Here is a 25,241-nt window from a genome sequence, read left to right as displayed (position 1 = left end):
TGGTGAAGGCGGCGGCGACCCGTCGGCGCCGGCGCCTGGTCATCGGTTTCGTCGCCTCCACCATATACGCGCGCCTGCCCGAACTGATCCGCGAATTCCGCAAGGTCGCCGAGAACGTCGAACTGGTCATGGTGGAAGCGACGACGCTCGACCAGATCGCCGCCCTCAAGGACGGGCGTATCGACGTCGGCTTCGGTCGTATCCGGTTCGAGGATCCGGCAGTACGGCGCATCATCCTGCGCGACGAAAGACTCATCGCCGCCTTCCCGACGGATCACCCGCTCGCGAACGGCGAGGAGCCGATCTCCCTGCGCGAACTCGCCGACGAACCGCAAATTCTCTACCCGCGCGCACCGCGTCCCAGCTATGCCGACCAGGTGATCTCGCTCTTCCGCGACCATTCCATCGAACCGCGCGTGGTCCACGAGGCGCGCGAACTGCAGATCGCCATCGGCCTCGTCGCGGCGCAGGAAGGCATGGCGATCGTCCCGGAATCGGTCCGCCGCGCCCGCAGCCACGACGTCGCCTTCCGCGAACTCGTGGAGCCTGCGACCTCGCCGATCATCATGAGCCACCGCCCCGGCGACCGCTCACCCGAACTGGCGCTCATGGCCGCCGTCATCGCGCGCAAGTATGCGCAATGGGGCTACGAAGTGCCCACCGCGCTGATAGAGGACCTCTGATGGTGCCGCTCTGTGCTGCGCAGCATGCAACCAGGTCCGCGCACAAAGCATACTCCTGTACCGTCGGATTTTCCGACGCGGGATGCTAAACCGGCCGCGCCACCATGCAGCGAGTACCAGAGTCATGAGCGAAACGCGTGAACCCGAGAACCGCCCCCAAGGCATCAGCGACTACACGGGGCCGGCGGGCGGCTGGGGCGCGCTGCGAGCGGTGGCGCGCACGGTGCGCGAGCAGATGAAAGCCAGCCCCGACACGCGCGCGCTCCTGCAAATGAACCAGCCCGACGGCTTCGACTGCCCCGGCTGCGCCTGGCCCGATCCCCGGCACACCTCCTCGTTCGAGTTCTGCGAGAACGGCGCCAAGGCCGTCACTTGGGAAGCCACCGTCAAGCGCGTCGATCCCGACTTCTTCGCGCGCCACACCGCCACCGAACTGTGGTCCTGGAGCGATCACCAGTTGGAGGACGCGGGCCGCCTCACCGAACCGCTGCGCTACGATGCCGAGACCGACCACTATGTGCCCATCACATGGGACGAAGCCTTCGCCCGCGCGGGTGCATCGATGCAGGCCCTCGCCCACGCCGATCAGGCGGAATTCTACTGCTCCGGCCGCGCATCCAACGAGGCCGCATTCCTCTACCAGCTCTTCGCGCGCGAGTTCGGGACCAACAACTTCCCCGACTGCTCGAACATGTGCCACGAGGCGACCAGCACCGGCCTGCCCAAGTCGATCGGCATCGGCAAGGGCACGGTGACGCTGGAGGACTTCGACCTTGCCGACGCGATCTTCTGCATCGGCCACAACCCCGGCACCAACCACCCGCGCATGCTCGGCACGCTGGCCGCCGCATCGAAGCGCGGCGTGCCCATCGTCGTCGCCAACCCGATGCGCGAGCGCGGACTCGAACGCTTCAAGTCGCCGCAGCATCCCACCGAAATGCTCTCGACCCATTCCACCCCGCTCGCCTCTGCCTACCATCAGGTCCGCATCGGCGGCGACATGGCGATGCTCAAGGGCATGATGAAACTGGTGGTGGAGGCCGACGCCCTAGACCACGCTTTCATCGCCGATCACACCGTAGGGCTGGACGCACTCAGGGCCGATCTCGATGCCACCAGCTGGAACTGGATCGAGGTCGCCTCCGGCCTGACGCGCGATGCCATCGAGAGCATGGCGCAAGTCTACATGAAGGCGGAGCGGGTGATCGTCTGCTACGGCATGGGGATCACCCAGCACAAGCACGGCACCCAGAACGTGCAGGCGATCGCCAACCTGCTGCTACTGCGTGGGCAGTTCGGCAAGCCGGGCGCGGGCATCTGCCCCCTGCGCGGCCACAGCAACGTACAGGGCGACCGCACCGTCGGCATCACCGAACTGCCGACCGAGGACATGCTGCAGCGTCTCGACGACGCTTTCGGCATCGCCGCGCCCCGCCATCACGGCCACAATGCAGTCGAAGCCCTTGCCGCCATGCGCTCCGGACACTCGAAGGCGCTGATCTCGCTCGGCGGCAACCTCGCCGTCGCCATGCCCGATCCCGAGGCCTGCTTCGCCGCGGTGCGCGGGCTGGACCTTTCGGTCAATATCCTCACCAAGTTCAACCGCACTTGCCTGCTGACGGCGAAGGAGACTCTGGTGCTCCCCTGCCTCGGCCGCACCGAACTGGACGTGCAGGACGCCGGCCCGCAATGGGTGACGGTGGAGGACAGCATGTCGATGGTCCACGCCTCACGCGGCAAGCTCAAGGCGCCCGGCCCCGAGGTCCGCTCCGAGCCGGCGATCGTTGCCGGACTGGCGCAGGCGGCGATGCCGCACACCCGCATCGACTGGGCCGCGCTCGTCGCTGACTACGACCGCATCCGCGACGGCATCGAGGCCGTCTATCCCGACTTTCGCGACTTCAACATTCGCGTGCGCGAGCCGGGGGGATTCCGCCTCACCATCGGCCCTGCCACCCGCACGTGGAAGACACCGACCGGCAAGGCCCAGTTCATCGCGCACCCCCAAGCCGAGGAACAGGTCGAGCGCTCGCTGCTGCTCACCACGATCCGCAGCCATGACCAGTACAACACCACCATCTACAGCCTTGACGATCGCTATCGCGGCGTCACCGGCCGCCGCGACGTGATCTTCGCCAATGAAGTGGACCTTGCCATGCTGGGTCTGGCCGAGGGTGACAAAGTGGACGTCACCACCCCGGCCGGGCGCACCTTGAAGGGCTTCACGCTGGTCCGCCATGCCATCGCGCGCGGCTCGCTGGCGGCTTACTATCCGGAGGCCAACTGCCTTGTGCCGCTGGACGACTATGACCCCGCGAGCGGCACCCCGGCCTACAAGTCGATCCCGGTCACCATCCGCGCTGCCGCCTGATCGCACGCATGAGAACGCCCCCGAGAGTGAGTGGTCTCTCCCGGGGGCGCAGGCCGCCGCGTCATTGGTGGGGGATGGAAGCGACGCGGCGGTGTTAGGCACGCCTTTCTGACGAAGGCTTATCTGCGGAACTTACTGGTCGCGGCTGGTGCTGGCACCGAGGCCGACCGAACCATTCGCACCGCTCTTCGAAGCCGAACCGCTGCCCGAGCCGGTCACGTTGGCGCTGCGCTTGCCCGCCTGCGCGTTGGCAGAACCATTACCCGAACCCGAGGCTGAGCTGTTCGCCGCGCTGGACGCCGCATCGCGGGCCTGGCTGCCGACCGCCTGCGCCTTCTCTGCCGCGGCCGAGCGGGCTGCCTGAGCCGTCCCGGTCGCGATACCCGCAACCTGCGAGGTCACGCCCGAAGTATCAGGCAAGCTGCCCGAACCGGCGAGATCGCCCGCGCCCGAAGCCGAGCCGTTCGCGCCCGATCCCGTCAGTGAACCGGCGAGCGAGCCCGTGGCCGAACCCGTGCCGGTTGCCGAACCGCTACCCGCCGTCGAGCGGGCGGAGTCGACGAGGCCGCTGGCCTGCGAGCGGGCGCTATCGGCTGCACCGGTCACCGCCGAGGTATCCGGCGCCGAAACCGAGGGCTTGGTCACGGACTTCCTGGCGTGGCCGCTGGCATTGCCCGAGGCCCGCGACGAAACGCTGCGGCTGGCGCGCGAGGCGCTGATGTCGCCCGCACCGCCCATGGTCCCGTCGATCGAGCTGCCGACACCGCCGATGGTGCCGCCCAGCGAGCCGCCGAGGCCACCGCCGAGCGATCCGCCAAGGCCGCCACCGCCCAGCAGTTGGGCATTGGCCACGCTTGGCGCGGCGATCAGGGCAAGAGTTGCGATGGCGGTCGTAAGTGAGAGCTTGTTCATGGGATTTGCTCCTTCCTTGTTGTCGTTGGCCCCGTCCGGGGTGTCTGATGGAAGGAACGGATGGCCATTTCGCTTTCATCCATGGCCGATGAAATTATTTCAGATTTTTTCTAAAGGCCCGATCGGCAGATGTTGCACAACACGCCGCGTCCGGTTCGGCGCTGCCCCTTGATGGCTTCGGAATCCACGGCTTTCAGCGCCTCTGCGGCACTTCTGACGAGTGCCCGCCGCGCCGCGATACGCGACGCCACCAGCGGCGCAGCATAGGACGTTCCGCGCAGCGACTGACGGCCCTTGCCCGGCACCAGCGCCGACATGTCCGCTCCCGGCGCGGCATAATCGAGGTGCGAGGCACGCCCCGCCTCGATCAGCACGCGCCCCGATCCGTCCACGCCTGTCACCGCGATTACCCCGGGATAGGACGCCGGAAAGGCAGGCGGAGCAGCCGCGCCGTCATTGCCGACCGCCGCCACCACCGTCATCCCCTTGCTCTGCGCCGAAGCCACCGCCCGCGCCAGCAGCGGGTTGGATGGACCGACCAGACTGATCGACACCACCGGCACACCCTGCACCTGCATCCACCCCAGCGCCCTTGCGATCGCCAGCGCATTGCCGCCCGCCGGGTCCGAGCCATAGACATCGGCGCCATAGATACGCGCAGTCCCCGCCCCCGTCAGAAGCGAGGCGATCGCGCTGGCATGGTCGCTTGTTTTCGGCGCTCCCGCCGCGAAGCCACGCTGCGAGGCAAGCCGCGTCGAACCACCGATGCCGCCGTCGATGACCCCGACAGTGCCGCCGCGTGGAAGCGCGCCGGATACCGCCTTGCCGTCCTGCGTGGGGGTGCCACCCGAAGGAAAATGCAACTGATCCGCGCTGATCTCCCGGCCAGGAAGGGTCTTTCGCAAGTCCTCCACCGATTTGGCCAGAGAGGCGCCTGACGGCACCTCGAGGCGCGCAAAGCGTACATCGAGCCCTTCCAGCGCGCCTTGCTCGATCACATTGTACCCCTGCCGCCGGGCCGTATCGAGCGCCGCCTCGTCGGGGTCCAGCATCAGCACTTCGCCCCGCACGGCAGGCTGGTGCTGCTCGTCCCACTCGACCCGGTCGCCGTGATCGGCGACCAGCCGGGTGAGCCGCCGCACCCGCTCGTTCGCCAGCGCGCGCACGTCGCTCACGATCCGCCCGACGGGCTCTATCACCGGCCCGGCAATGTCGCCGAGCGTATCGCGCACCCGGCCCACGGTCCCGGGCAGGTCCATCGGCAGCCCACCACCGAGCTGCGCTTCGACCGGCACCGACGGCGAGACGAGAAAGATGGCGGCAATCCCGGCCGAAAGAAGGGTGCGATTTCTCATCGATCCATCCGATAGCAAAAATTTCGTGGCATTCAGGGATGAAACGCGGCAGTCGGTCCGTTTCATCCTGCGGACAAGACATTTCGATGAACGCATCGACGAGCCAAGACCGTTTCTGCGAGGAACTCACCGCCCTGCTGCCGCGCCTGCGGCGCTTCGCGCGGGGCCTCGCCCGTGATGCGGCCGACGCCGACGACTTGTGCCAGCAGACGGTCGAGCGCGCGCTCAAGTCCCGCCAGTCGTGGCAGGACGGCACGCGGCTTGACGCTTGGGTTTACAGGATTATGCGCAACCAGTGGATCGATGAAGTACGGGCAAGGACGCGGCGCTCGCAGACCTTCACTCACGAGGAGGAAGGCGCCAACGTCGGCACACCCGGTGATCGCGATGCCGAGAACATGGTCGAACTGGGTAATGTCGGCCGCGCCCTCGCCCGTCTGCCCGACGACCAGCGCGAAGCGGTAGTGCTCGTGCTGGTCGAGGGCTTTGCCTACAAGGAAGCGGCCGAAATCATCGGCGTGCCGCAGGGCACGCTCACCTCGCGGCTCGGGCGTGGCCGTGAGGCATTGTTGCGCGAACTCGGAGAAATCGCATGACCGTGAGCGAGGAGGAATTCGCCGCCTATGCCGATGGCGAACTGTCCGGCGCCGACGGGCAGCGAGTGGCCGATGCGATTGCCGCCGACCCCACGCTTTCGTCGCGACTCCAGGAGCAGCAGCGCCTGCGTGCGCTACTGCGCAGCCACTTCGATCCCGTCGCTGAAGAGCCGGTGCCGGAAAGCCTGACCCTGATGATCGCAGCCGCTGCGGCAGAGGACGTCGAAGCGGAGATGATCGACGCCAAGTCGGACGAACCCGCCCGGATTCTCGATTTCACCGCCGCGCGCGCGCGCCGGGACAGGCAGACACGCGCCGCCAGTTCGCGCCGCTTCACGCTGCCGCGCTGGTCCGGCATGGGAGCAGCGATCGCCGCCTCGCTCGTGCTGGGACTGTTCTTCGGAACGCGCATTGCAGATGACGGTGCCGGTGTGACTTCAAGCGGTGCGCTTGTGGCGACAGGCATGCTGGCCAGGGGCCTCGACGAGAAGCTCGCGTCCAGCGATGAAACCGGCAAGCTGCGGATTCTCACCAGCTTCCGGCGCAGTGACGGCGGTTATTGCCGCGTCTACGACGCCGGCGCCAGTTCGGGCATCGCCTGCAAGGACAGCGAAGGCTGGGTCCTGCGCCGGGCGATGACTAACGAGGCCACCACGCACGGCGAATACCGACAAGCCGGCTCGGCCGCGGGAGATCTCATGGCCGCGGCGCAAGCGATGGCCTCAGGCGATCCGCTTGACGCCGCGCAAGAACGGGCTGCGCGCGCAGCACGGTGGAGCAAATAGGGCTGCGCCAGACCGGCTGATCAGGTAGCCTGTGCCACCCGCAGCGGTGTTTCATCCATCGATGGCTCATCGGGCAATGGATCGAGCCTTAGCGACGATGGTGACGGCGGCATCCTGCGCCTGCTCAGCGCCTCACCTATGAAGCCCAGCGACCAGCCAGCATGCATCGTCATCGCGGCAATTCCGGAGCAGGCCGCACATCCCGATCGCGCGCGCATGCCGAGCAACGCCCCGCCGACGAGCGACACCGCCAACCAGCATGACATAGGTATTGCCAGCACCATCGCTCCGAACCCGAAAGGCGCCGCCGCAAATGCGCTCAGTGCAGTGGCGATTGCCGGCAGCACGCCGATCGGCAGCATCTGGCGCAACTTCAACGGTGCCGGATGTCGCTTGAGATTGCGCGCGCGACCCTTGCCGTAATTGCGATACTGCCTGAACAGGGCGCTCACGGAGGCACGAGGGTGGTAGACGATCGCAGCATCCGGCTCGAGCCAGATGCGGCCGCCCGCGGCGATAAGCCGGCGATCGAGTTCGGAATCCTCGTTAGCGGCAAAATCCTCGTCATATCCTCCCACCATCATGAACAGGACGAGGTCGAACAGGGCGTGGTGGCCATGTTCGACCCACTGCCCCCTTCCGACGTGGCGATGCACGGCGCCGCCTGTGCCCAGCACGGAGTTCTGCGCCGCAGCCGCCGCTTTCTGGAAGCATCCCGTCCCCCGTGTGGTCATCGGCACGACCACCGAGGTCGCCCGCATGCCCTGCGCCGAAAGCACGAGGCGTGGGACGAACTCTTCCGGGTATCGCGCATGTGCGTCGATCCGCACCAGCCAGCGCCGTCCGGCGCCATAGCGGCGAGCCGCCAGGTTTACAGCCGCGCCCTGCATCCGTTTGGGATTTTCCAGCAGCACCAGATTATCGTGCCTGGAGGCGAGATTTCTGACGATGTCCCTGCTTCGATCGGTACTTCCGCCATCGGCCACCACGACCAGCGCACCGCCCACATTGCGCAGTAGCTTTGCCAGCAAGGCGGGCAGGTACGCTTCCTCGTTCAGGCAGGGTACGACGATGAGCATGTCGGCACCGTCGAAATCAGGCACGGGCACGCCCTAAGATGGCCTCGGCTATGGCACGGCGCTCGGAAAGGGCCTGATGAAGTGCGCTATCCGGCAAGGCGGCAATGGCGACCTGCATGCGCCATCGCTCATCGGCGGTCAGCCCCAGCAATCGATCGGGCAGTTCGCTGTCCGCATCGTCCAACAACAACCCGACATCACGGCGCGCCAGCCAGCGCCCGGTTTCGACGCTTTTCAAGGCGATGGGTATCGCGCCATGGGCCAGGCCTTCGTAGAGCCGGTTGGGCAACAACCATTCCGAATTCATCCCTTCCTCGAAATAGTCGATGGCCCAGACGAAATCGACACCGGTATAAAGGTCTGCCAGGTCTTCGAGGCGATAGGCTCCCAGGTATCGCATCCGTGGGATCTTCGACACTTCCGCTTCGAAATCGGGGAATTCGGCAGGACTGGCGATGCCGGCGATCACCACTTCCACGCGCCCTCTCGCCCGCTGTGCCAGTTGGGCAAGGTGCGTGAAGGTCCTGCGGCAACGCAGCATTCCGAACCACCCGATGACAATGGGGGCATCACTGGAGGATCTAGGCAAGGGAGGCACACCGGACCGCAAGCGGGACACTTTGTTCTCCACCAGTATCACGCCTTCGGAGCGCCGTTGCCTTTTCGAAAAGTAGCGATCCGCGAACGCCGGTGAACTCACGATCACCAGGTCCGTGCGCGCCAGCAACCACCGCTCCAGCCACCTGAGCATACGGGATTTCCAGCCCCCGCCGAGCATCAGCCGATGGATATCCAGGCATTCGTAGACCAGGCGCTGCTCGCGCCGGCGCACACGCCACGCGAGCACGAGCATCTCGAGGTTTCGGGCGACGATCACCGAAGCTCCGTAGCAAAGCTCCCGAACCGCTGCCGGATCAAGAAGATGTCGCGCCACCGCCGCCGCACGCTGCATCAATCGCGCATCCATGGTGCGGCCCAGATCAACAGTGCGGCGCAGATCAAGCACCCGATGCGCGATGTCGGTGTCCATCACCGATGCGCGCCTGTGAAAGCCGCCAAGAGCCACCGCCAAACCCTCTCCCAAAAGCAGATCGACTCTCCGACGAACGGCGGTGTCGTCCATGTCATGCACGAGATACGCCACCGATGCCCTGACAGTTTGATCCAATTCCATCTGAAAACCCCGAAACTCCATCTCAAAATGGAGCGAAATGCTGTTTCCAGCGACGGGGCGTATCGGCATTACACCTAGGACGACCGCAACGCTTTACGGACGACATGCTTAGGCATTGCTGCATGTGCCTCAATGTTTAGATGATCCTATTTGGAGCAACGCCTTGAGCAACAGGATTCATGGCGCCGCAGCGGATGAAATATCCGTCCGGGCAACCGCTCGACTATTTCCCGAGGCGTCTGAAATAGGCGCGCTTTTCTTCAGGCGCAGGTGGGCATTCGCTTCGGCCTTCGTGATCACTCTGACGATCGCCGCAACCCTACTGGCCTTGCTGCCCCGCACCTATACCGCCACAAGCACGCTTCTGCTGGAGCCGCGGCAGGCGGAACCGGTGAAGATCAACGACCGCGGCTTCGTGGCACCTGCGGATGACAACCTGATCGACACTGCGGTGCAAGTTGTCCGCTCGCCGGCATTGACGCTGGACGTGGTGCGCCAACTGGGTCTCGCACGCATACGCGAGTTCAGCGGCAAGATCGATCCCGCCGCATCCGCGGCAGAGCGCGAGCGCCGGACGGCCGAAATCCTTCTGGCGCAAAGTCATGTTCGGCGTGTTGGTGTGACATATCTCGTCGAGATTTCGGTCTCTTCCACCGACCCTGCGAACGCGGCAAGGATCGCCAACGCGCTGGCAGGGCGCTACATCCAACTCGACAGCACCAAGAAGCAACTGCGCAACAGCCAGTCCGCGCGCTATGTCGAAGGACAGGCAAGCACTCTGCAGCGCCAGGCGGTCGCCGATGATGCGGCGCTTCAGAACTACATGATCCGCAACAATCTCATGAGCGCGCAAGGCGCGACCATGGCCGAGCAGGAAGTCTCCGAACTCAATCGCCAGATCGCGGACTCGCAGGCGCAACTGGCCGAACAGCGCGGAAAGCTGAGCGCTGCTCAGACCCAGATCGCGCGCGGTGGAGGCGGGGCCGATACCGGCAGCGCGCTCGCGTCGGAAACGGTCAGGCAATTGCGGCAGCAGGAAGCGCAGGCCAGTGCCCGCCTGGCCCAACTGGATGCGCGTTATGGAGCGCTCCATCCCGACGTCGTCGAAGCTCGCGACGAACTTGCCGACGTACGCAGTCAACTCGGTGCCGAATTGACGCGCATCATCTCCGGCCTGCGCGGCGATGTGCAGATTGCGGAATCCCGACTCGGCTCGTTGCTCGCAAGTCGCGCACAGGCGAAAGGCTCGCTGGCGCAGAACAGTTCGGCGCAAGTGGGCCGCCTGGAACTCGAGCGACGAGCCGAGGCAAGCAGGGCAATCTACAACGCCTACCTCACGCGTGCAAAAGAGACCGCGCAGGTCGGCGCGTTGCCCAACGCAGACGCGACGATCGCGTCTGTGGCACGTGTACCTGATACCCCTTCCTCACCCCGCTATCTTCTCGGCGCGCTTGCCGGGCTTGCAGCAGCAGCGATAGCTGCATGCCTGACGATGGCGGTCACGGAATATCTGGAAGATACGGTTGCGACCCGCGCCGACATCGAGACGGGCCTAGGCGCGGTCTATGCAGGAGCCATTCCGATCCTGTCCTCGGCAACTCGTGCAAAAGCGGAAAGTATCCTGCCTCAGGACTATGTGACAATGCGGCCGATGTCGCTGTTCACCGAAAGCCTTCGTAATCTTGCAACCTACCTTGGACTCACGATGTCGGACGGCACGGCCAAAGTCCTCACCATCACATCCGCTCTTCCCCGGGAGGGCAAGTCCACCACTTCGATGTGCCTGGCTCGAACCTTGGCCATCGGCAAGCAGCGTGTCGTGCTGGTGGACGCCGACGTACGCCATCACTCGACTTCCGACGCCCTGTTACCCGGCAGGAATGCCGAAGGGCTGTTCCGTGTTCTGGATGGTACGATCCGGATCGACGAAGCGCTGGTGCGCGAAGATCGTACCGGCTTGCATATCTTGCCAACCCTCGGCCAACGGAGCCCGGAAGACCAGATAACGGAAGATGCCATGGCGCGTCTGATCGCTGGCCTGAGGGAGGGTTTCGACATCATCATCATCGATTCTGCACCCGTTCTGGGCGTGGCCGAAACACGGATGGTATCCAGGCTATCGGACAAGACTCTGGTCATCGCACGCTGGCGCCGAACGCCGGAAAAAGCGGTGCGGACGACTCTTGACCTCCTCGCTCAAGGGGGCGGCAAGGTGGGAGGGGTTGCGCTCAGCCTGGTGAACATCAAGGAATTCGCCAGCGCGGGGCTCACCGACGCATTTGGCTACCACAAGAAATTCAAGGGTTACTATGTCGACTGACGACACTGTAGCCCCCCAGCGCTTTGCTGCGCTGGACGCACTACGCGGCATCGCCGCGTTTTCGGTTTTGTTCTATCACTTACGTACTCTTGCGGCACCAGGGCGGCCGGCCGCAGCGGGCTCGCTGTTCGCAAGCGGCTATCTGGCAGTGGATTTTTTCTTCGTACTAAGCGGCTTCGTGATTGCCCATGCTTATGGAACCCGGCTTCGAGAAGGCATGGGATTGCGCGAGTTCTTGGTGATGCGTTTTGTACGCCTGCAACCCGTCATGGCGATCGGGACGCTCATCGGACTCTCGCTCGCATTGCGCCGGAGCCTGTTCAGTCCCGATCAAGGCCCCGGTCTGTTCGCCATCGTTACCGGATTACCAGCCAACCTGCTGATGCTGCCTAACGTGTTCGTTCCGTGGGGCATATTTCTTTTCAATCCGCCCGCATGGTCACTGTTCTACGAACTCGTGGCAAACGCGATATACGCGGCAAGGCTGACACGAACGCGGCGATCCTCTGCTCGCAAAACGGCGATCGGCTTGCTGTGCTGGATGGTACTGGGTCTCGCGGGGTTGCTCCTATCGGTAGTTATTTTCGGTGACCTTGATCATGGAGTGGTATTACAAGATTGGTTCGTTGCATTGTCGCGGGTATCGTTCTCGTTTTCTTTTGGCGTACTGCTTGATGGCACCCGAAGGTACTGGGTTCCAAAGGTGCCATGCATTTCGACTCCTGTTCTCCTGATGATCTGTGTCTTAATTTTGATCCCTAATTTGGTGGGCGTGCGAGAGCGGCTTACGATCTGGCATTTGTAATGATTTTTTCACCATTACTTGTAATGCTTGGGGCAAAATCAATACCTTCGCCAGCCAACCGTGCAATTTTAGATTGGCTAGGAGCAGTATCTTACCCGATATACGCGCTACATGCGCCGATCAAACACGTGATGGAGGCTATATCCAACTTCCAGTACACGCTTATGCTTCCTTTATACGCCTTATTTATTGTTATATCGGCATCAATAATCACAAAAATTGATTCAATATATCGAAATTATGCCAATAAATTTATAGATAAAAAATTGGCATTTCATCCGCATTCGAAATCACATTCTCTGAAACGTATGCAAAATATATGAAGAATTTTATGCTATCCAGCGCGCAAACATCATTAGAATTTTTTCTGCGCCCGAAAAAATTTCTTCTGGATTTTATATCGTTTCCCGTAAATTTTATCAGTAAAGATAACTCTTACCGAAATCGTACGCCTTCAAAAGGCGATATTTTCTTCATAAGTCGGCAAAGGGTCATCGGCCGTACGAACGGCAGTAGCGCGTATCTGCTGGATCTCGCTGACGCGGCCAAAGGCGCCGGGTTTACGCCTCACCTGTTGCAGCCGTCTCCAGATATTATGGGACGGTGGCCGGTCATGCGCTTACGGCCTGAAATGAGTGTGTTTCACTCGCATGAAATCCGCAGCGTGCTGAAATTGGGATCATGGGTCATATCACTCGATCCCGGCGTTTTTCGCGATGCCATTCTCGCCATCATGATCCGATGGTTTCGGCGCGCGGGACTGACCGCAACATGGCTGAAAGATCGACCACGCCCATATTCCATAGCGGCCGCGTGGCGAAATTCCGACCGGTCGTTCGTGATCAGGCACGCCAGAGCGCGCGCGGACCTTGTCATCGCCGACTATGCCTTTCAGGCGGAAGCTCTCGACCTGCTGCCCGACCTGCCCGGCGCAATCGTGATGCACGACTTGTTCCATCGCCGCAAAATCGCATCCGGCGGCCGCGATTCAGTATGTTACCTCGATAGAGATCAGGAAATTGCATTATTGCGCCGCGCCGACGCGGTCCTGGCCATCCAGGCCGATGAGGCCGGCTTCGTATCCGAACATGTGCCCGTGGCCAGAACGATACTGGCGCCAATGGCAGTCCGTCCCGTCGAGGCCGCACAGCCAGGAGCGACCGGACGCCTCCTCTTCGTGGGAAGCAACACCGCGCCCAATGTCGTCTGTCTCGAATGGTTCTTCGAAAACGTCTGGCCAACCGTCCGATCAAGGTCTCCGGAGACAACGCTGGATGTCGTCGGATCTGTGGCCCTCGCCTTTCCTGGAAGAGCACCAGAAGGGGTCAGGTTCCACGGAATAATTGACGATCTTGCCTCGATCTACGCGGCGGCGGCAGTCGTGATCTCGCCGCTGACATTTGGGTCGGGACTGAAGATCAAGCTCGTCGAAGCGATGGCGCAAGGCAAGGCCGTGGTTGCTACCAGCGTGACTTTGCAAGGTGTGGAGCACGAATGCCGGCCCGTCATACGTGTTGCGGACGAAGCGCAAGCATTCGCCGAAGCGGTATTGTCGCTTGAGGATGAACAACACCGTCTGGCTCTGGGCACCGCTGCATTATCGGCGGCCAGAACGCACTTTTCTCCACAAGTCTGCCATGCCGCGTTCATCGCGTGGCTGGAGGACAATCGCCCCGACCTGGACGCCGATCCAAAAGTCCGAAACCGATCATGAACAGAATTTCGCCTGACGTCGCGAAGCCGCTGTTCTGGTCCACGGCTTCAAGCCTCGGGACGCAAGCGTTGTCGTTCCTGACCTTTGCCATTTTGGCACGTTTGCTGGGAGCACCTGCATTCGGGCTTGTCGCGATGGCGGCCCTCGTCATCGACTTGTTGCTGACGCTCAGCACCATCGGCATGAATGAAGCAGTGGTTCAGCGCCGCTCACTTACCGAAGAAGACGCCGACACCGCGTTCTGGGCCAACCTGGCATGCGGACTTCTATGCTGCGTCGTTACTGTCGCCGCCGCCCCGCTGCTCGCACGATTATTCGACCAGCCCGAACTCGCCCCCATCGTCGCTGCGCTCGCATCGATCTTCGCGATCACCCCGCTCGGAACCATACACACCGCGCGCCTGCAGCGTGAACTGCGCTTCCGCTCCATGGCTGCAAGAAGCCTTGCCGCTTCTTTGGCGGGCGCGCTGGTCGGGTTGCCCCTTGCCTTGGCCGGATTTGGCGTGTGGGCTCTTGTCGGACAACGGATCGGTGCTTCTGCCGCCATGGCTGTCAGTGCGTGGATAAGTACCGGCTGGATGCCAAGGCCGAGGTTTAAATGCGCCGCCTGCCGCGATATGATGCGCTTCGGGGTTCATCTGGGCATCGCCGGCACGCTCAACCAGATCAACATCCGCAGCGCCGAGGTCATATCCGGCATTCTCGTCGGCCCGGCGGCCGTTGCATTCATTCGGGCCGGATCACGCATCGTCGAGGTGTTGAACCAGGTTACTTATGCGCCGTTCCAGCAGATCGCCCTGCCCGTTCTGGCGCGAACGGCACACGATCTTCAGGCCATGCGAACGACGTATCTGCGCCTGAGCCGGTTGTCGGCGTTCGTCATGTTCCCCGCCTTCTTCGGCACGCTGGCTCTGTCACGTCAGGTCGTGGACCTTGTCTTCGGTCCGGGATGGGAACCCGTGGCCGACGCGATCCGGATTTTCGCGTGCGCCGTAGTTCCTTCGCAGATGAACACCCTTGTCGTGGCGGCCATCGCCTCGGCAGGAGAATCCCGGACCGTTCTGGCATGGACCTCCACGCAGATCGTGCTTGGTCTGGCGGCCGCGGCAGCGGTCCACGACTGGGGGTGGCAGGCCATGTTGATGACGGGAGTGGTTCGTGGCTATCTCGTTCTGCCTTATGGCCTTTATTTGCTGCGCAAACGCCTGGAAATTCCGTTTCGCGACGTTTTCGCAAGCCTTCGGCCTGCGCTGAGCAGCAGCGCACTCATGGTTGTGCTGATACTTGCATGTGTGCGGACGAGCGAAGCGTCCATATCGCCACTGGGGATCATAGCCTTCGCATTGCCCTCAGGGGTCGTGATCTATGTCGGTTCATACATATGGCAGGACCCTGCCATTCTTGTCCAAGCGCGGGACATGCTTCGCAGCAGGTTGTGCAGGAACGCGCCGCGCTGACCTTTTATCGACCGATCGCAGCGCCGTCGGCTCGGCGTGCCGGACCAACCCGCAAACATGCGGCACGAGGGATTGCGGCGGATTTATCTCGCCAGATCCCGATCGGCTTTGGGTCTTGCTCCGTCCCCACCTTTGGCGATCAATGCCGCACCATCGCGCCGCCATCCACCCACAGGCCGTGGCCGGAAACGAACCGCGCGTCCTCGCTGCACAGGAAGGCCACGACATCGGCGATGTCCCCGGCTTGCCCGAGGCGGCGTAGCGGGGCCTTACCTTCCCAGAAAGTGCGGTATTCCGGCATCTGGTCGAACGCGGGAGCCGTCATCGGCGTGTCGATGGCGCCGGGCTGGACGCACGTGGCGGTGACGCCGAAAGGCCCCAGCTCCGCTGCGACGGACTTGGTGAAGCCCAGCACTGCGTGCTTGGATGCCGAATAGGCACACAGGCCCTCATCCCCATATGTCGAGGTGGTCGAGCCGATCGTGACGATGCGCCCTGCCCCGTGTGCTTTCAGGTGCGCAGTAGCCTCGCGCACCAGACGGAACACGGCGACGAGGTTCACGTCGAGCACGCGCTGGAAGTACGCGTCGTCATGCCCCTCCAGAGGATGGAAGGCGCTGATCCCGGCGCAGGGGACAACCGTATCCAGCCCGCCCATCCGCTCTATCGCGGCGGCGACCAGTCGCGCATTGGCATCCGCTTCGGTAAGGTCCGCGATGAAGTCCACTTCGCCCTGGATGTCGGCGGTGAAGACTTGCGCCCCGTCCGCCGCCAGCCGCGCGGCGACGGCCGCACCGATGCCCGAGCTTGCTCCGGTAACGATGGCCCTGCGGCCCGCCAGCCTGCCCGCGCTCATGCGATCTTCAACACCAGTTTGCCGGTATTCGCGCCGGAGAACAGCCGCATGAAGGCCGGGTAGGCGTTCTCGAGCCCTTCCTGCACGTCCTCGTCGGCGCGCAGTTTTCCTTCTGCCAACCATTGCGCCATCTGCGCGCCGCCTTCAGCGAAGCGGTGCGCGTAGTCGGCGATCAGGAACCCGTGGATCGTCGCGCGCCGGGCCAGTATCTGCCACAAGTTGCGCAGGCCCAGCTTTTCGGGCGTGTTGTATTCGGCGATGAGGCCGCACAGGACGATCCGGGCATGATGCGCGAGGGTGAAGACCTCTGCCTCCAGCACCGGGCCGCCGACGTTCTCGAACACCACGTTGACGCCGTCGGGAGCGGCCGCCGCGATCTCGGAGACGAGGCTCGCGTGGTCCTTGCCCTTATAGTCGATGGCGGCGTCGAAGCCGTAGTCGTCGATCAGGCGGCGGCACTTTTCCGCACCACCTGCGATGCCGACCACGCGGCAGCCCATGATCCTGCCGATCTGGCCGACGGCCGAGCCTACGGCGCCTGCTGCGCCCGAAACCAGCAGCGTCTCGCCCGGTTGAGGCTTGGCCACTTCGGTCAGCCCAAAGTAGGCCGTGAGCCCGACCGCGCCGAGTGCGGACAGGAAGTTCGACGGCGACGCCACGGCCTCTACATCGATCGGCATCGTGAAGCCGCCGGGCATGGCGACCGAGTAGTCCTCCAGTGCGTTGAGCCCCATCACCCATTGGCCGACCGCGAAGTCCGGGTTGTCCGAGGCATGGACCACGCCCACCGTCGTTGCGCGCACCGGATCGCCGAGCGGGATCGGCGGCATGTAGCTTTCCGTATCGTCCATCCATCCGCGCTGGGCCGGATCGAGAGAGGCGTAATGGTTGCGCACCACGATACCGCCGGGCGGCGGCGCGGGGACAGGTTCGGTCACCAGCATGAAGTCTTCGGGAACGGGTTCCCCTTCCGGCCTGCGCGCAAGCAGGAATCGCCGGTTCTCGGCCATGGCATCGATCTCCTCTATTTATGCGAGTGGTCCGATTTCGGACGCAAACCTGCACCTGTGCAAATCGACAGGTAGGGCGCGAAACGATCCGATGCATAGTGACCACCGGAAGACGGCCTCACAGAATCGCGGCCGCACCGGGAGGATAAACTGATGGCATCCGCACATGTTCGCGGAGCGCGGAACACCGCGCTCATCAAGCTCGCACTCGCATCCAGCGCACTGACCTGTATTTCGGCACCCGCCTTCGCGCAGGACGCCGCCCCGCAGGCGGCCGACACCGCCGTTGTCGATCCGAATGAGATCATCGTCTCGGCCCGCCGCCGCTCGGAAACACTGCAGGAAACCCCGATCGCGATCACCGCCGTCAGCGCGGCGATGCTGGAGAACAAGGCCTCGGCCAACATCGGCGACCTGCAGGGCGCCGCGCCGGGCCTGCTCATCACCCAGCAGAATTCAGGCGCGCAGGCGGCCAACATCTCGATCCGCGGCCTGACTTATGCCGACATCGAGAAGTCGCAGACCCCGACCGTCGGCGTCGTGGTGGACGGGGTGACGATCGGCACCAACACCGGCCAGTTGCAGGACGCCTTCGACATCGCCCAGATCGAAGTGCTGCGCGGGCCGCAGGGCACGCTGTTCGGCGCCAACACCATCGGCGGCGTCATCAACATCACCCGCACCAAGCCCACCATGGAGCCCGGCGGCAAGGCCGAATTCACCTACGGCCGCTGGAACACCTGGGCCGGCAAGGCCATCGTCAACTATGGCGACGGCGAGACCTGGGGCATCAAGGGCTGGTACTTCCACAACGAGTCCGACGGCTTCTACCGCAATGCCATCCGCAACACCCGCGCGGGCGGCAGCAAGGCCGACAGCTACGGCGCCAGCCTGCTGTTCGAGCCTGCCGGATCGGGCTTCGACGCCCAGTTTTCGATCGAGAACGTGGTGCAGAGCTTCGAGCCGGTCGTCAGCAACCTGACCAACAGCACCGAACTGTTTTGCGGCCTGATCCCCGCCAACGAGTGCGGTCGCAACAACACCACCGACCTCTATACGGTGTTCACCCTGCCCGCCAAGAGCACCTACAAGGCACCCAACGCCACGCTGCAGATGAACTACGACCTGGGCGGCATCAAGCTCAGCTCGATCACCGGCTGGCGGCACAGCAAGGAAGCGCAGACCCAGGACTTCGATGGTTCGTCGAGCGATCTCTACTACGTCGATCGCCGCCAGAAGTACACGCAGTGGAGCCAGGAACTGCGCGCTGCAGGCAACCTGTTCACCGGGTTCGACTACGTTGTCGGCGGGTACTACTTCCATTCGAAGTACAGCCTGACGCAGTGGACGCGCTTCTTCGGCTTCGATCCGAGCATTCCGCCGATGGAGTTCGATACCAACGCCCAGACCAACGTCGGCAAGACCACCAGCTACGCCTTCTTCGGCGACTTCAACTGGGCCTTCGCCGACAAGTGGCGCCTGTCCTTCGGCGGTCGCTGGAGCCATGACAACAAGAAGCTGACCAACAGCTTCGCCACGGCGGGCCTGATCGGTTCCGGGGACGCGAACTTCACCAAGTTCACGCCCAAGGTCGGCATCGACTATCGCCCCAGCAGCGACGTGATGCTCTATGCCAGCTGGTCGCGCGGCTATCGTTCGGGTGGCTTCAGCCCCCGCGCGGCCACCGCCGCCACCGCGAGCACCCCGTTCCAGCCCGAGACCGTGGACGCCTACGAAGTGGGCGCCAAGCTCTCGGCGTTCGATCGCAAGCTGGAATTCAACGTTGCGGGCTACGTGTCCGACTACAAGGACATGCAGCAGAACCTGACGGTTCCCGGCGGCCCGCTCGGCAACCAGACGATCACCGGCAACGTGCCGGGCGGCGCGATCATCAAGGGCATCGAGGCCGACGCCACCCTGCGCATCACCCCGCAGTTCAAGATCACCGCCTCGACTGCCTACATGAAGTCGCACTTCCGCAACTTCGTGACCTGCGGCGCCTATGCGGGGGGCACGGCGGCGGCCAACAGCTGCGGCGCCGGACTGGTTCCGTTCAACTACTCCGCCAACCGCCTGATCTATGCGCCCAAGTTCACCGGCTCGGTCAATGCCGACTACGAGATCCCGACCAGCTTCGGCAAGGTCGTCGCCACCGCCGGGTGGCGTCACATCAGCCCTTATGATGAGCAGATCTCGCAACAATCCCTGACGCCGACGCTCGACGGCAGCGGCGACGTGACCGGCGTGACGGTCAATGGCAACGATGCCCGCGTGCGTACCACCACGCAGGACCTCGTCGATGCCAGCCTGACCTTCAACTTCGATGTCGGCGACAAGGAAGCCTACTTCCGCGTCTTCGGCCGCAACCTCGCCAACGAGAAGACCACGACGCACGCGTTCACCGTGGCCGGGTTGTTCTCGTTCGGCATGGCACTGGAACCGCGCACGTACGGAGCCACCGTCGGCGTGAAATTCTGACCTGTTACCCCAGCGGGGGAAATGGGGTGTCCGGCGTCAGTCCCTGGGGGCGGCGCCGGGCACCCTTCACTTTGAAGAAGGAGTACATGAAATGGGCCGTCTCGAAGGCAAGATCACTCTGGTAACCGGCGCGGGCAACGCCCGGGGCCTCGGCGCCGCCACCGCGCAGCGCTTCGCGGAGGAAGGTGCCTTCGTCTACGTCACCGATCTCAGGCTGGAAGACGCCGAAGGCGTTGCCGCGTCGATCCGTGAGGCAGGCGGCCAGGCCGAGGCACTGGCACAGGACGTGACCAGCGAAGCTTCGTGGGATGACACCATCTCTGCGATCGAGCAGGGCCACGGGCGTCTCGACGTGCTGGTGAACAACGCAGGGATCGCCATTCTCAAGCCGCTGCAGGAACTCTCCCTCGCCGACTGGGAGAAGCAGAACAAGGTCAACCTCGACAGCGTGTTCCTCGGCACCCAGCGCGCGGTGGCGCTGATGCGCAAGGTCGGCCACGGCGGCTCGATCGTGAACCTTTCCTCGATCGGCGGGCTGGTCGGCGTGCCGATGTGCGGAGCCTACGGCGCGGCCAAGGGCGGCGTGCGCCTGTTCTCCAAGGTCGTGGCGCTGGAATGCGCGGCCGAGGGCATCCGCTGCAACTCGGTCCATCCCGGCATGATCGAAACCGCCATGCAGGACGTCGCCCGCCAGGATAACCCCGAGGGCTTCAAGGAGATTGTCTCCGGCATTCCGATGAAGCGCATGGGCAGCCCTGTCGACATCGCCAACATGAACCTGTTCCTCGCCAGCGACGAGGCGAACTACGTCACCGGTTGCGAATTCACCGTGGACGGCGGCGTGACCGCGATGTGATCGCTCCTGATCCTCCCTGTCGCGCAGCGATGGGGAGGATTGCGGCACTTGCAGTCCGCGCTGCCCCGTTCTACCGCCGCCGGATGGCCAAAGCAGACCGTCTCGAACGCCTCGACACCCGCCGCGCCGACCTCGAGGTCGATTACCGCGAGGCGCTGATCGCCGCGCTCAAGGTCTGTGCGGCAGGCAAGTGGGGCCTGTTCGACCACAATGCCGACCGCGCTGCACGCGCAGCCGTAGCTCCGACGATCGCCGAACTGACCGAACTCGCCGAAGAGATCGACACCGCGCGCGAACAGCTGTTCATGGAGCCTTTCGAACTCCACCAGGAATTCCTGCGCCAGCGCGGCCCGGTGGACTCGCAGGCCGTGGGCGAGCCCAAGCAGGCCCGCGCCTGGCTGGATCGGCTCACCGCGAACGACTGAACGCTCACGCGACCCAGCGGATCGCGTTCTCCACCAGCCGCCGGTAATTCACATCGTCGTAAGCCGATGGCCCGTCACCCGGCTGGAGGTAGACCAGCCTGCTGCGTCCCACCTCACGCGTCCAGCCGATCAGATCGCTGCCCGGCGGATGGTCCCAGTCCTCGCGGTCGTACATGCGTCCCCGGACCGCCAGTTCGGCGGAGAAGAACTGCTCGCGCGTGAAGGGAATGTCTGCCCGCAGCAAAGGTGTCACATCCTCTGCGAAGATCTCCGCAAGGTAGGTCTCGTCGGTCAACGTGAAGCGCGGTGGCAGGCCGGCCGTCACCGGGTGCTCCGCCAGAACCACCGCATCGTATGTTACGCCGTGCGCATAGCCGCTATCGAGCACCGGTCGTCCGCGCACCGTGCCCGGATGGTAGAGGAACCGCCCGCCCAGCCATTCGTGATATTCGTCCCAAGTCGGCCAGCCCGCCAGCGCGTGGTGCAGCGCGACGACGCCCTTGCCCTCCTCCAGCAACGCGCGAAAGCCGTCAGCCAGTCCCGGTGGCGGATCAAGATGCAGCGGCGCTCCCACCTCTACCTCGAAATCGAGGCCCGGCATATCGTAGAGCACCAGCGCATCGAAGCCGCGCATCCCGTCAGTGTTCATAAGCTTGGCCGCTGCGGGCTGGTCCACCATCGTCGCGCTGATACCCTCCATCGACTGGAACAGCGCATCAAAGGCAGTACGATCGAACGGATGCCCGCGTACGGCGACCAGGCACTGGATCGGAGCGCGATGACGGATCGTCGGCATCAGAGCTTCACGACCACCTTGCCGATGTTCTTGCCGGTCAGCATCCGTTCGTAGGCGGTGAGGACATTCTCCAGCCCGGCGGTCTCGTCGAAGCGCACCGCCAGTTTCCCGGCATCGAGCCATTCGCGCAGTTGCGGCATGAATTCGGCGCCGCGATGGAGGAAGTCGGGGATGAAGAAGCCCTCGATCCGCAGGCGCCGCATCAGCACCTGATCGAACTTCGCCGGTCCCGGCATCGGCGCATCGGTGTCGTAGCCCGCGACCATTCCGCACACTGCGACGCGCCCGTAATGCGCCATGTTGCCGAGCACCGCGTCGAGGATCGGCCCGCCCACGTTGTCGAAGAAGGCGTTCACCCCGCCCGGCACTTCGGCCAATCGCGCGTCGACGTCCTCATTGCGGTAGTCGATCGCCATGTCGACACCGACCTCTTCGGTCAGGTAGCGGCACTTGTCCGCCCCGCCCGCAATACCGACGACTTTCGCCCCGAGGTTCCGGCCGACCTGACAGGCGAGGCTTCCCGTAGCTCCGGCCGCCGCCGAGACGACCAGCCACTCGCCCGGCTTCACCGACGCGACTTCCTTGACGCCGACATAGGCCGTCCAGGCATTCATGCCGAGCGCGCCGAAATGCTGGCGCGGATCGGCGACCGTCTCGTCCACCACTTCCAGCCCGGTCAGCGCCGGGACCACGGTGGCGACGTCCGCCCACTGCCCGAAGCCGCGCACCAGCGCGCCGACCGGATAGCCCGCGTCCGCACTCTCGATCACGCGGCCGAGCACGAGGCCGACCATCTTCGATCCCAGCGGCAGCGGCGGCTGATAGCCGTCGGTGCGCGGGCTCATCCACATGCGCGTGCCCGCGTCCATCGAAAGCCACTCGGTGGCAATACGCACTTCGCCATCGGCCAGCGGCGCGCAGTCTTCTTCCTGCAAGCTCAGGAAACGGGCGAAATCGGTATTTCCTTCGGGGTGGCGATCCAGTCGCCAGAAACGGCAGCGCGTCAATTCAGGTCTCCTCTGCCCGACCCTCGCGCGCAGCCCCGCCGAGGCCACCTGTCCAAACTGATAGGGCTATCCGTTTGCACAGGACGCCCCCCAACCGCGACGGGTCTAACCAGCAGCCAAGAACGATTACAAAACGGGAGGTTTCTGAAATGCGAGTCCCCAAATCCGTCCTGCTCGTCTCCACGGCGCTGACGATGGTGGCGTCTCCGGCCATGGCCCAGGATACGTCTGCAGAGGCACCGGCTGCCGCTCCTCAGGATGACGCGGCCCAGCAGAAGGGCGGCCTCAACGAGATCATCGTCACCGCGCGCAAGCGGCAGGAATCCGTGCAGGACGTGCCCGTTGCCGTCACCGCCATCTCCGCCGAGCAGATCGCCACGCGCGATGTCACCAGCGTCGAGAAGATCACCGCGATCGCCCCGCAGTTCAGCGTCGGCCGCGCCTCGAACGGTTCGGGCGCGCAGCTCACCTTGCGCGGCATCGGTTCGTCCTCGACCTCGATCGGCATCGAGCAGTCGGTCGCGGTCGTCGTCGATGGCGCCTATTATGGGCAGGGCCGCGTCATCAACGAAGGCTTCTTCGACCTCGCCCGCGTCGAGGTCCTGAAAGGCCCGCAGGCGCTGTTCTTCGGCAAGAATGCGACGGCAGGCGTGATCTCGATCACCACTGCCGACCCGACCGACAAGTTCGAGGGCATGGTCAAGGGCGGCTACGAGATCAAGAGCCAGCAGTACCGCCTGGAAGGCTACCTTTCCGGCCCGATCAGCGACACCCTCGGCTTCCGTCTGGCCGCGCGCTATACCAAGATGGACGGCGGCTATTATCGCAACGTCGCCGATCCCATCAACTACACCGAGATCGACTCCGCCAGCATCCTCGCAGGCGGCACCGGCGATGCGACCACCCATGTCGCCCAGCCTGCCGCACGCAAGGCGCCGGGCGAAGAGGAATTCCTCACCCGCGCCACCCTGAAGTGGGAACCGACCGACCGCTTCACCGCCACCCTCAAGGGCAGCTTCGACCAGAGCACGGTCAACAACTCCTCGTGGAACTACGTGGCCTACCGGTGCGGCGACGGCGATACCTCACAGCTCAACGGCTATGCCTGCGGCAAGGACTTCGTCACCCACCAGAACAACATGCCCGCCGACATCGCCGCGACCTATCCCTACGCGAAGAAGGACGGCTCGCTCTACAACAAGTACCGTTCGGCGGGCGGCACGCTTAACCTGACGTACGATGCGGACCAGCTGCAGCTGTCTTCCGTCACCAACTACCAGTGGAACAACAACCGCTGGGCTTGCGCCTGCGACTTCCAGTCGGGCGGCAGCGAGAACGGCATCGGCCCGACCTGGGCGACCGAGAACTCCTCGTGGAAGGCGTTCAGCCAGGAACTGCGCGCGCTGACCCAGTTCGACGGGCCGTTCAACATGATGGTCGGCATGCTCTACCAGAAGACGCGGCGTGACTTCGACCAGTTCGTGCTGACTGGCGGCGTCTCCAATTCGGATGCGCCCGAGGGCTACGAATACGTCACCACCGCGAAGAGCAGCTTCACCAAGGGCGAGACGATGGCCGTCTTCGGCCAGATGACCTACAAGATCCTGCCCGACCTCGAACTCGCGGGCGGCGTGCGCTACACTGACGAGACGAAGAACAGCTTCTTCACGCAGCCTTACAACAACCCGCTGGTCCTCGGCATCTTCCGCGATCAGAACGACCCCGACGGCCTTGGCGTCGTGACCGCGCGCCAGCACTTCACCAACTGGTCGCCGGAAGCCACGCTGACCTGGAAGCCGACGCCCGACCTCATGGTCTACGGCGCCTACAAGACCGCCTACAAGTCCGGCGGCTTCTCCAACGGCGGCATCAACTCGAAGTTCTCGAGCGATCCCACCGCCGACCTCACCTTCGATCCGGAGAAGGCGGAAGGCTTCGAGATCGGCTTCAAGTCCACTCTGCTCGATCGCCAGCTGCGCTTCAACGTCACGGCGTTCACCTACAAGTACCGCAACCTGCAGGTGGACTTCTTCAACTCGCCGATCTTCGCGTTCCAGACCCTTACCGCCGACGCACGCACCAAGGGCATCGAGGCCGAGTTCGAGTTCGCGCCCAACGGCATCGCCGGGCTCGATATCCATGGCTCCATCAACTACGACAAGGCGACCTACACCGACTTCCCGCTGGCGCCGTGCTATGCGGGCCAGACCCCGGCGGAAGGCTGCAACCTGTCGGGCAACAGCCGCCAGAGCCTGACCGGCGCACCGCTTTCGGTGGCCCCGCGCTGGACCGGCAACCTCGGCATCGGCTACGAAGTCTCGATCGGATCGGCCAACAAGCTGGGCTTCAACGTCGATAGCAAGTACTCGGCCAGCTATCTCGCTTCCGGCTTCGGCAACCCGCTGTCGCGCCAGAGCAAGTACGTGACGCTCGATGCCGGCGTGCGCTTCGGCGCCGAGGACGACAACTGGCAGATCGCCCTGATCGGCAAGAACCTGACCAACCGTTTCTACGTCACCGGCGTGGTCGATGGCCCCTCGACCGGCGGCGGCACCGGCACTG

20 protein-coding genes are annotated in these 25,241 nt (G+C 64.0%); 12 read left to right on the top strand and 8 right to left on the bottom strand.

Features of this window, described 5'->3' with window-relative positions; all coding sequences use genetic code 11:
- Positions 1–683: LysR substrate-binding domain-containing protein (locus ACYPYD_RS21175; protein WP_459665312.1), on the top strand; the 683-nt coding region annotated here is incomplete at its 5' end.
- A 124-nt stretch (positions 684–807) separates the two neighbouring features.
- Complete coding sequence (locus ACYPYD_RS21170) at positions 808–3,054, top strand: FdhF/YdeP family oxidoreductase (protein WP_459665310.1); 2,247 nt, start codon at positions 808–810, stop codon at positions 3,052–3,054.
- A 132-nt stretch (positions 3,055–3,186) separates the two neighbouring features.
- On the opposite strand, the gene ACYPYD_RS21165 is transcribed toward ACYPYD_RS21170, so the two are convergent.
- A complete protein-coding gene (locus ACYPYD_RS21165) occupies positions 3,187–3,966 on the bottom strand; it encodes a hypothetical protein (protein ID WP_459665309.1) in 780 nt (259 codons plus the stop codon).
- A gap of 110 nt (positions 3,967–4,076) precedes the next feature.
- Positions 4,077–5,321, bottom strand: a complete 1,245-nt coding sequence (locus tag ACYPYD_RS21160) for a S8 family serine peptidase (RefSeq protein WP_459665308.1) — start codon at positions 5,319–5,321, stop codon at positions 4,077–4,079.
- A gap of 86 nt (positions 5,322–5,407) precedes the next feature.
- Between ACYPYD_RS21160 and ACYPYD_RS21155 the strand changes: the two genes are divergently transcribed.
- Complete coding sequence (locus ACYPYD_RS21155) at positions 5,408–5,917, top strand: RNA polymerase sigma factor (RefSeq protein ID WP_008832829.1); 510 nt, start codon at positions 5,408–5,410, stop codon at positions 5,915–5,917.
- Positions 5,914–6,702, top strand: coding sequence for an anti-sigma factor family protein (locus tag ACYPYD_RS21150; protein WP_459665307.1), 789 nt, complete (start codon positions 5,914–5,916; stop codon positions 6,700–6,702). The genes ACYPYD_RS21155 and ACYPYD_RS21150 overlap by 4 nt, the downstream gene beginning before the upstream one ends.
- Positions 6,703–6,722: 20 nt before the next feature.
- Here the strand turns inward: ACYPYD_RS21150 and ACYPYD_RS21145 are convergent, their stop codons facing one another.
- Together ACYPYD_RS21145 and ACYPYD_RS21140 are read right to left on the bottom strand one after the other, a co-directional pair.
- Entirely contained in the window at positions 6,723–7,805 is a 1,083-nt protein-coding gene (locus ACYPYD_RS21145) for a glycosyltransferase family 2 protein (protein ID WP_459665305.1), read from the bottom strand.
- On the bottom strand, positions 7,798–8,904 hold the full coding sequence (locus tag ACYPYD_RS21140; RefSeq protein WP_459665304.1) for a glycosyltransferase: 1,107 nt from the start codon (positions 8,902–8,904) through the stop codon (positions 7,798–7,800). The genes ACYPYD_RS21145 and ACYPYD_RS21140 overlap by 8 nt, the downstream gene beginning before the upstream one ends.
- Before the next feature lie 214 nt (positions 8,905–9,118).
- Between ACYPYD_RS21140 and ACYPYD_RS21135 the strand changes: the two genes are divergently transcribed.
- From ACYPYD_RS21135 to ACYPYD_RS21120, 4 genes are all read left to right on the top strand, one after another.
- Positions 9,119–11,275 (top strand): GumC family protein, encoded by a 2,157-nt coding sequence (locus ACYPYD_RS21135; protein WP_459665302.1) that lies wholly within the window; start codon positions 9,119–9,121, stop codon positions 11,273–11,275.
- On the top strand, positions 11,265–12,080 hold the full coding sequence (locus ACYPYD_RS21130) for an acyltransferase family protein (protein WP_459665300.1): 816 nt from the start codon (positions 11,265–11,267) through the stop codon (positions 12,078–12,080). The genes ACYPYD_RS21135 and ACYPYD_RS21130 overlap by 11 nt, the downstream gene beginning before the upstream one ends.
- Before the next feature lie 319 nt (positions 12,081–12,399).
- Entirely contained in the window at positions 12,400–13,794 is a 1,395-nt protein-coding gene (locus ACYPYD_RS21125) for a glycosyltransferase (RefSeq protein ID WP_459665298.1), read from the top strand.
- Positions 13,791–15,251 carry a lipopolysaccharide biosynthesis protein gene (locus tag ACYPYD_RS21120; RefSeq protein WP_459665295.1) on the top strand — a complete coding sequence of 487 codons (1,461 nt, stop codon included), beginning with the start codon at positions 13,791–13,793 and terminating at the stop codon, positions 15,249–15,251. Before ACYPYD_RS21125 ends, ACYPYD_RS21120 begins: the two co-directional genes overlap by 4 nt.
- Positions 15,252–15,390: 139 nt before the next feature.
- On the opposite strand, the gene ACYPYD_RS21115 is transcribed toward ACYPYD_RS21120, so the two are convergent.
- Entirely contained in the window at positions 15,391–16,107 is a 717-nt protein-coding gene (locus ACYPYD_RS21115; protein ID WP_459665292.1) for an SDR family NAD(P)-dependent oxidoreductase, read from the bottom strand.
- A complete protein-coding gene (locus ACYPYD_RS21110) occupies positions 16,104–17,117 on the bottom strand; it encodes an NADP-dependent oxidoreductase (RefSeq protein WP_459665290.1) in 1,014 nt (337 codons plus the stop codon). The genes ACYPYD_RS21115 and ACYPYD_RS21110 overlap by 4 nt, the downstream gene beginning before the upstream one ends.
- A gap of 153 nt (positions 17,118–17,270) precedes the next feature.
- Here ACYPYD_RS21110 and ACYPYD_RS21105 point away from each other — a divergent pair, with 153 nt between their 5' ends.
- From ACYPYD_RS21105 to ACYPYD_RS21095, 3 genes are all read left to right on the top strand, one after another.
- Positions 17,271–19,595 carry a TonB-dependent receptor gene (locus ACYPYD_RS21105; protein WP_459665289.1) on the top strand — a complete coding sequence of 775 codons (2,325 nt, stop codon included), beginning with the start codon at positions 17,271–17,273 and terminating at the stop codon, positions 19,593–19,595.
- A gap of 91 nt (positions 19,596–19,686) precedes the next feature.
- Positions 19,687–20,451 carry an SDR family NAD(P)-dependent oxidoreductase gene (locus tag ACYPYD_RS21100; RefSeq protein ID WP_008828682.1) on the top strand — a complete coding sequence of 255 codons (765 nt, stop codon included), beginning with the start codon at positions 19,687–19,689 and terminating at the stop codon, positions 20,449–20,451.
- 83 nt (positions 20,452–20,534) lie between these two features.
- Positions 20,535–20,876: a hypothetical protein gene (locus ACYPYD_RS21095; RefSeq protein ID WP_036524981.1), complete on the top strand. Its 342-nt coding sequence runs from the start codon at positions 20,535–20,537 to the stop codon at positions 20,874–20,876.
- Between the two features lie 4 nt (positions 20,877–20,880).
- Here ACYPYD_RS21095 and ACYPYD_RS21090 read toward each other — a convergent pair whose 3' ends face one another.
- Both ACYPYD_RS21090 and ACYPYD_RS21085 read right to left on the bottom strand, forming a co-directional pair.
- Positions 20,881–21,672 carry a ThuA domain-containing protein gene (locus ACYPYD_RS21090; RefSeq protein WP_008828684.1) on the bottom strand — a complete coding sequence of 264 codons (792 nt, stop codon included), beginning with the start codon at positions 21,670–21,672 and terminating at the stop codon, positions 20,881–20,883.
- Complete coding sequence (locus ACYPYD_RS21085) at positions 21,672–22,679, bottom strand: NADP-dependent oxidoreductase (RefSeq protein ID WP_008828685.1); 1,008 nt, start codon at positions 22,677–22,679, stop codon at positions 21,672–21,674. The genes ACYPYD_RS21090 and ACYPYD_RS21085 overlap by 1 nt, the downstream gene beginning before the upstream one ends.
- 149 nt (positions 22,680–22,828) lie before the next feature.
- Between ACYPYD_RS21085 and ACYPYD_RS21080 the strand changes: the two genes are divergently transcribed.
- Positions 22,829–25,241 (top strand): TonB-dependent receptor (locus ACYPYD_RS21080; RefSeq protein WP_459665287.1); only part of this gene is annotated, 2,413 nt, incomplete at its 3' end.

This window comes from Novosphingobium sp. 11B (assembly GCF_054589055.1).
This window is presented reverse-complemented; position numbering and strand designations above follow the sequence as displayed.

Coding starts and splice junctions, on each gene's coding strand:
- ACYPYD_RS21170 (WP_459665310.1), top strand. CDS start 808: ATGAGCGAAACGCGTGAACCCGAGAACCGCCCCCAAGGCATCAGCGAC.
- ACYPYD_RS21165 (WP_459665309.1), bottom strand. CDS start 3,966: ATGAACAAGCTCTCACTTACGACCGCCATCGCAACTCTTGCCCTGATC.
- ACYPYD_RS21160 (WP_459665308.1), bottom strand. CDS start 5,321: ATGAGAAATCGCACCCTTCTTTCGGCCGGGATTGCCGCCATCTTTCTC.
- ACYPYD_RS21155 (WP_008832829.1), top strand. CDS start 5,408: ATGAACGCATCGACGAGCCAAGACCGTTTCTGCGAGGAACTCACCGCC.
- ACYPYD_RS21150 (WP_459665307.1), top strand. CDS start 5,914: ATGACCGTGAGCGAGGAGGAATTCGCCGCCTATGCCGATGGCGAACTG.
- ACYPYD_RS21140 (WP_459665304.1), bottom strand. CDS start 8,904: ATGGACGACACCGCCGTTCGTCGGAGAGTCGATCTGCTTTTGGGAGAG.
- ACYPYD_RS21130 (WP_459665300.1), top strand. CDS start 11,265: ATGTCGACTGACGACACTGTAGCCCCCCAGCGCTTTGCTGCGCTGGAC.
- ACYPYD_RS21125 (WP_459665298.1), top strand. CDS start 12,400: ATGAAGAATTTTATGCTATCCAGCGCGCAAACATCATTAGAATTTTTT.
- ACYPYD_RS21120 (WP_459665295.1), top strand. CDS start 13,791: ATGAACAGAATTTCGCCTGACGTCGCGAAGCCGCTGTTCTGGTCCACG.
- ACYPYD_RS21115 (WP_459665292.1), bottom strand. CDS start 16,107: ATGAGCGCGGGCAGGCTGGCGGGCCGCAGGGCCATCGTTACCGGAGCA.
- ACYPYD_RS21110 (WP_459665290.1), bottom strand. CDS start 17,117: ATGGCCGAGAACCGGCGATTCCTGCTTGCGCGCAGGCCGGAAGGGGAA.
- ACYPYD_RS21105 (WP_459665289.1), top strand. CDS start 17,271: ATGGCATCCGCACATGTTCGCGGAGCGCGGAACACCGCGCTCATCAAG.
- ACYPYD_RS21100 (WP_008828682.1), top strand. CDS start 19,687: ATGGGCCGTCTCGAAGGCAAGATCACTCTGGTAACCGGCGCGGGCAAC.
- ACYPYD_RS21095 (WP_036524981.1), top strand. CDS start 20,535: ATGGCCAAAGCAGACCGTCTCGAACGCCTCGACACCCGCCGCGCCGAC.
- ACYPYD_RS21090 (WP_008828684.1), bottom strand. CDS start 21,672: ATGCCGACGATCCGTCATCGCGCTCCGATCCAGTGCCTGGTCGCCGTA.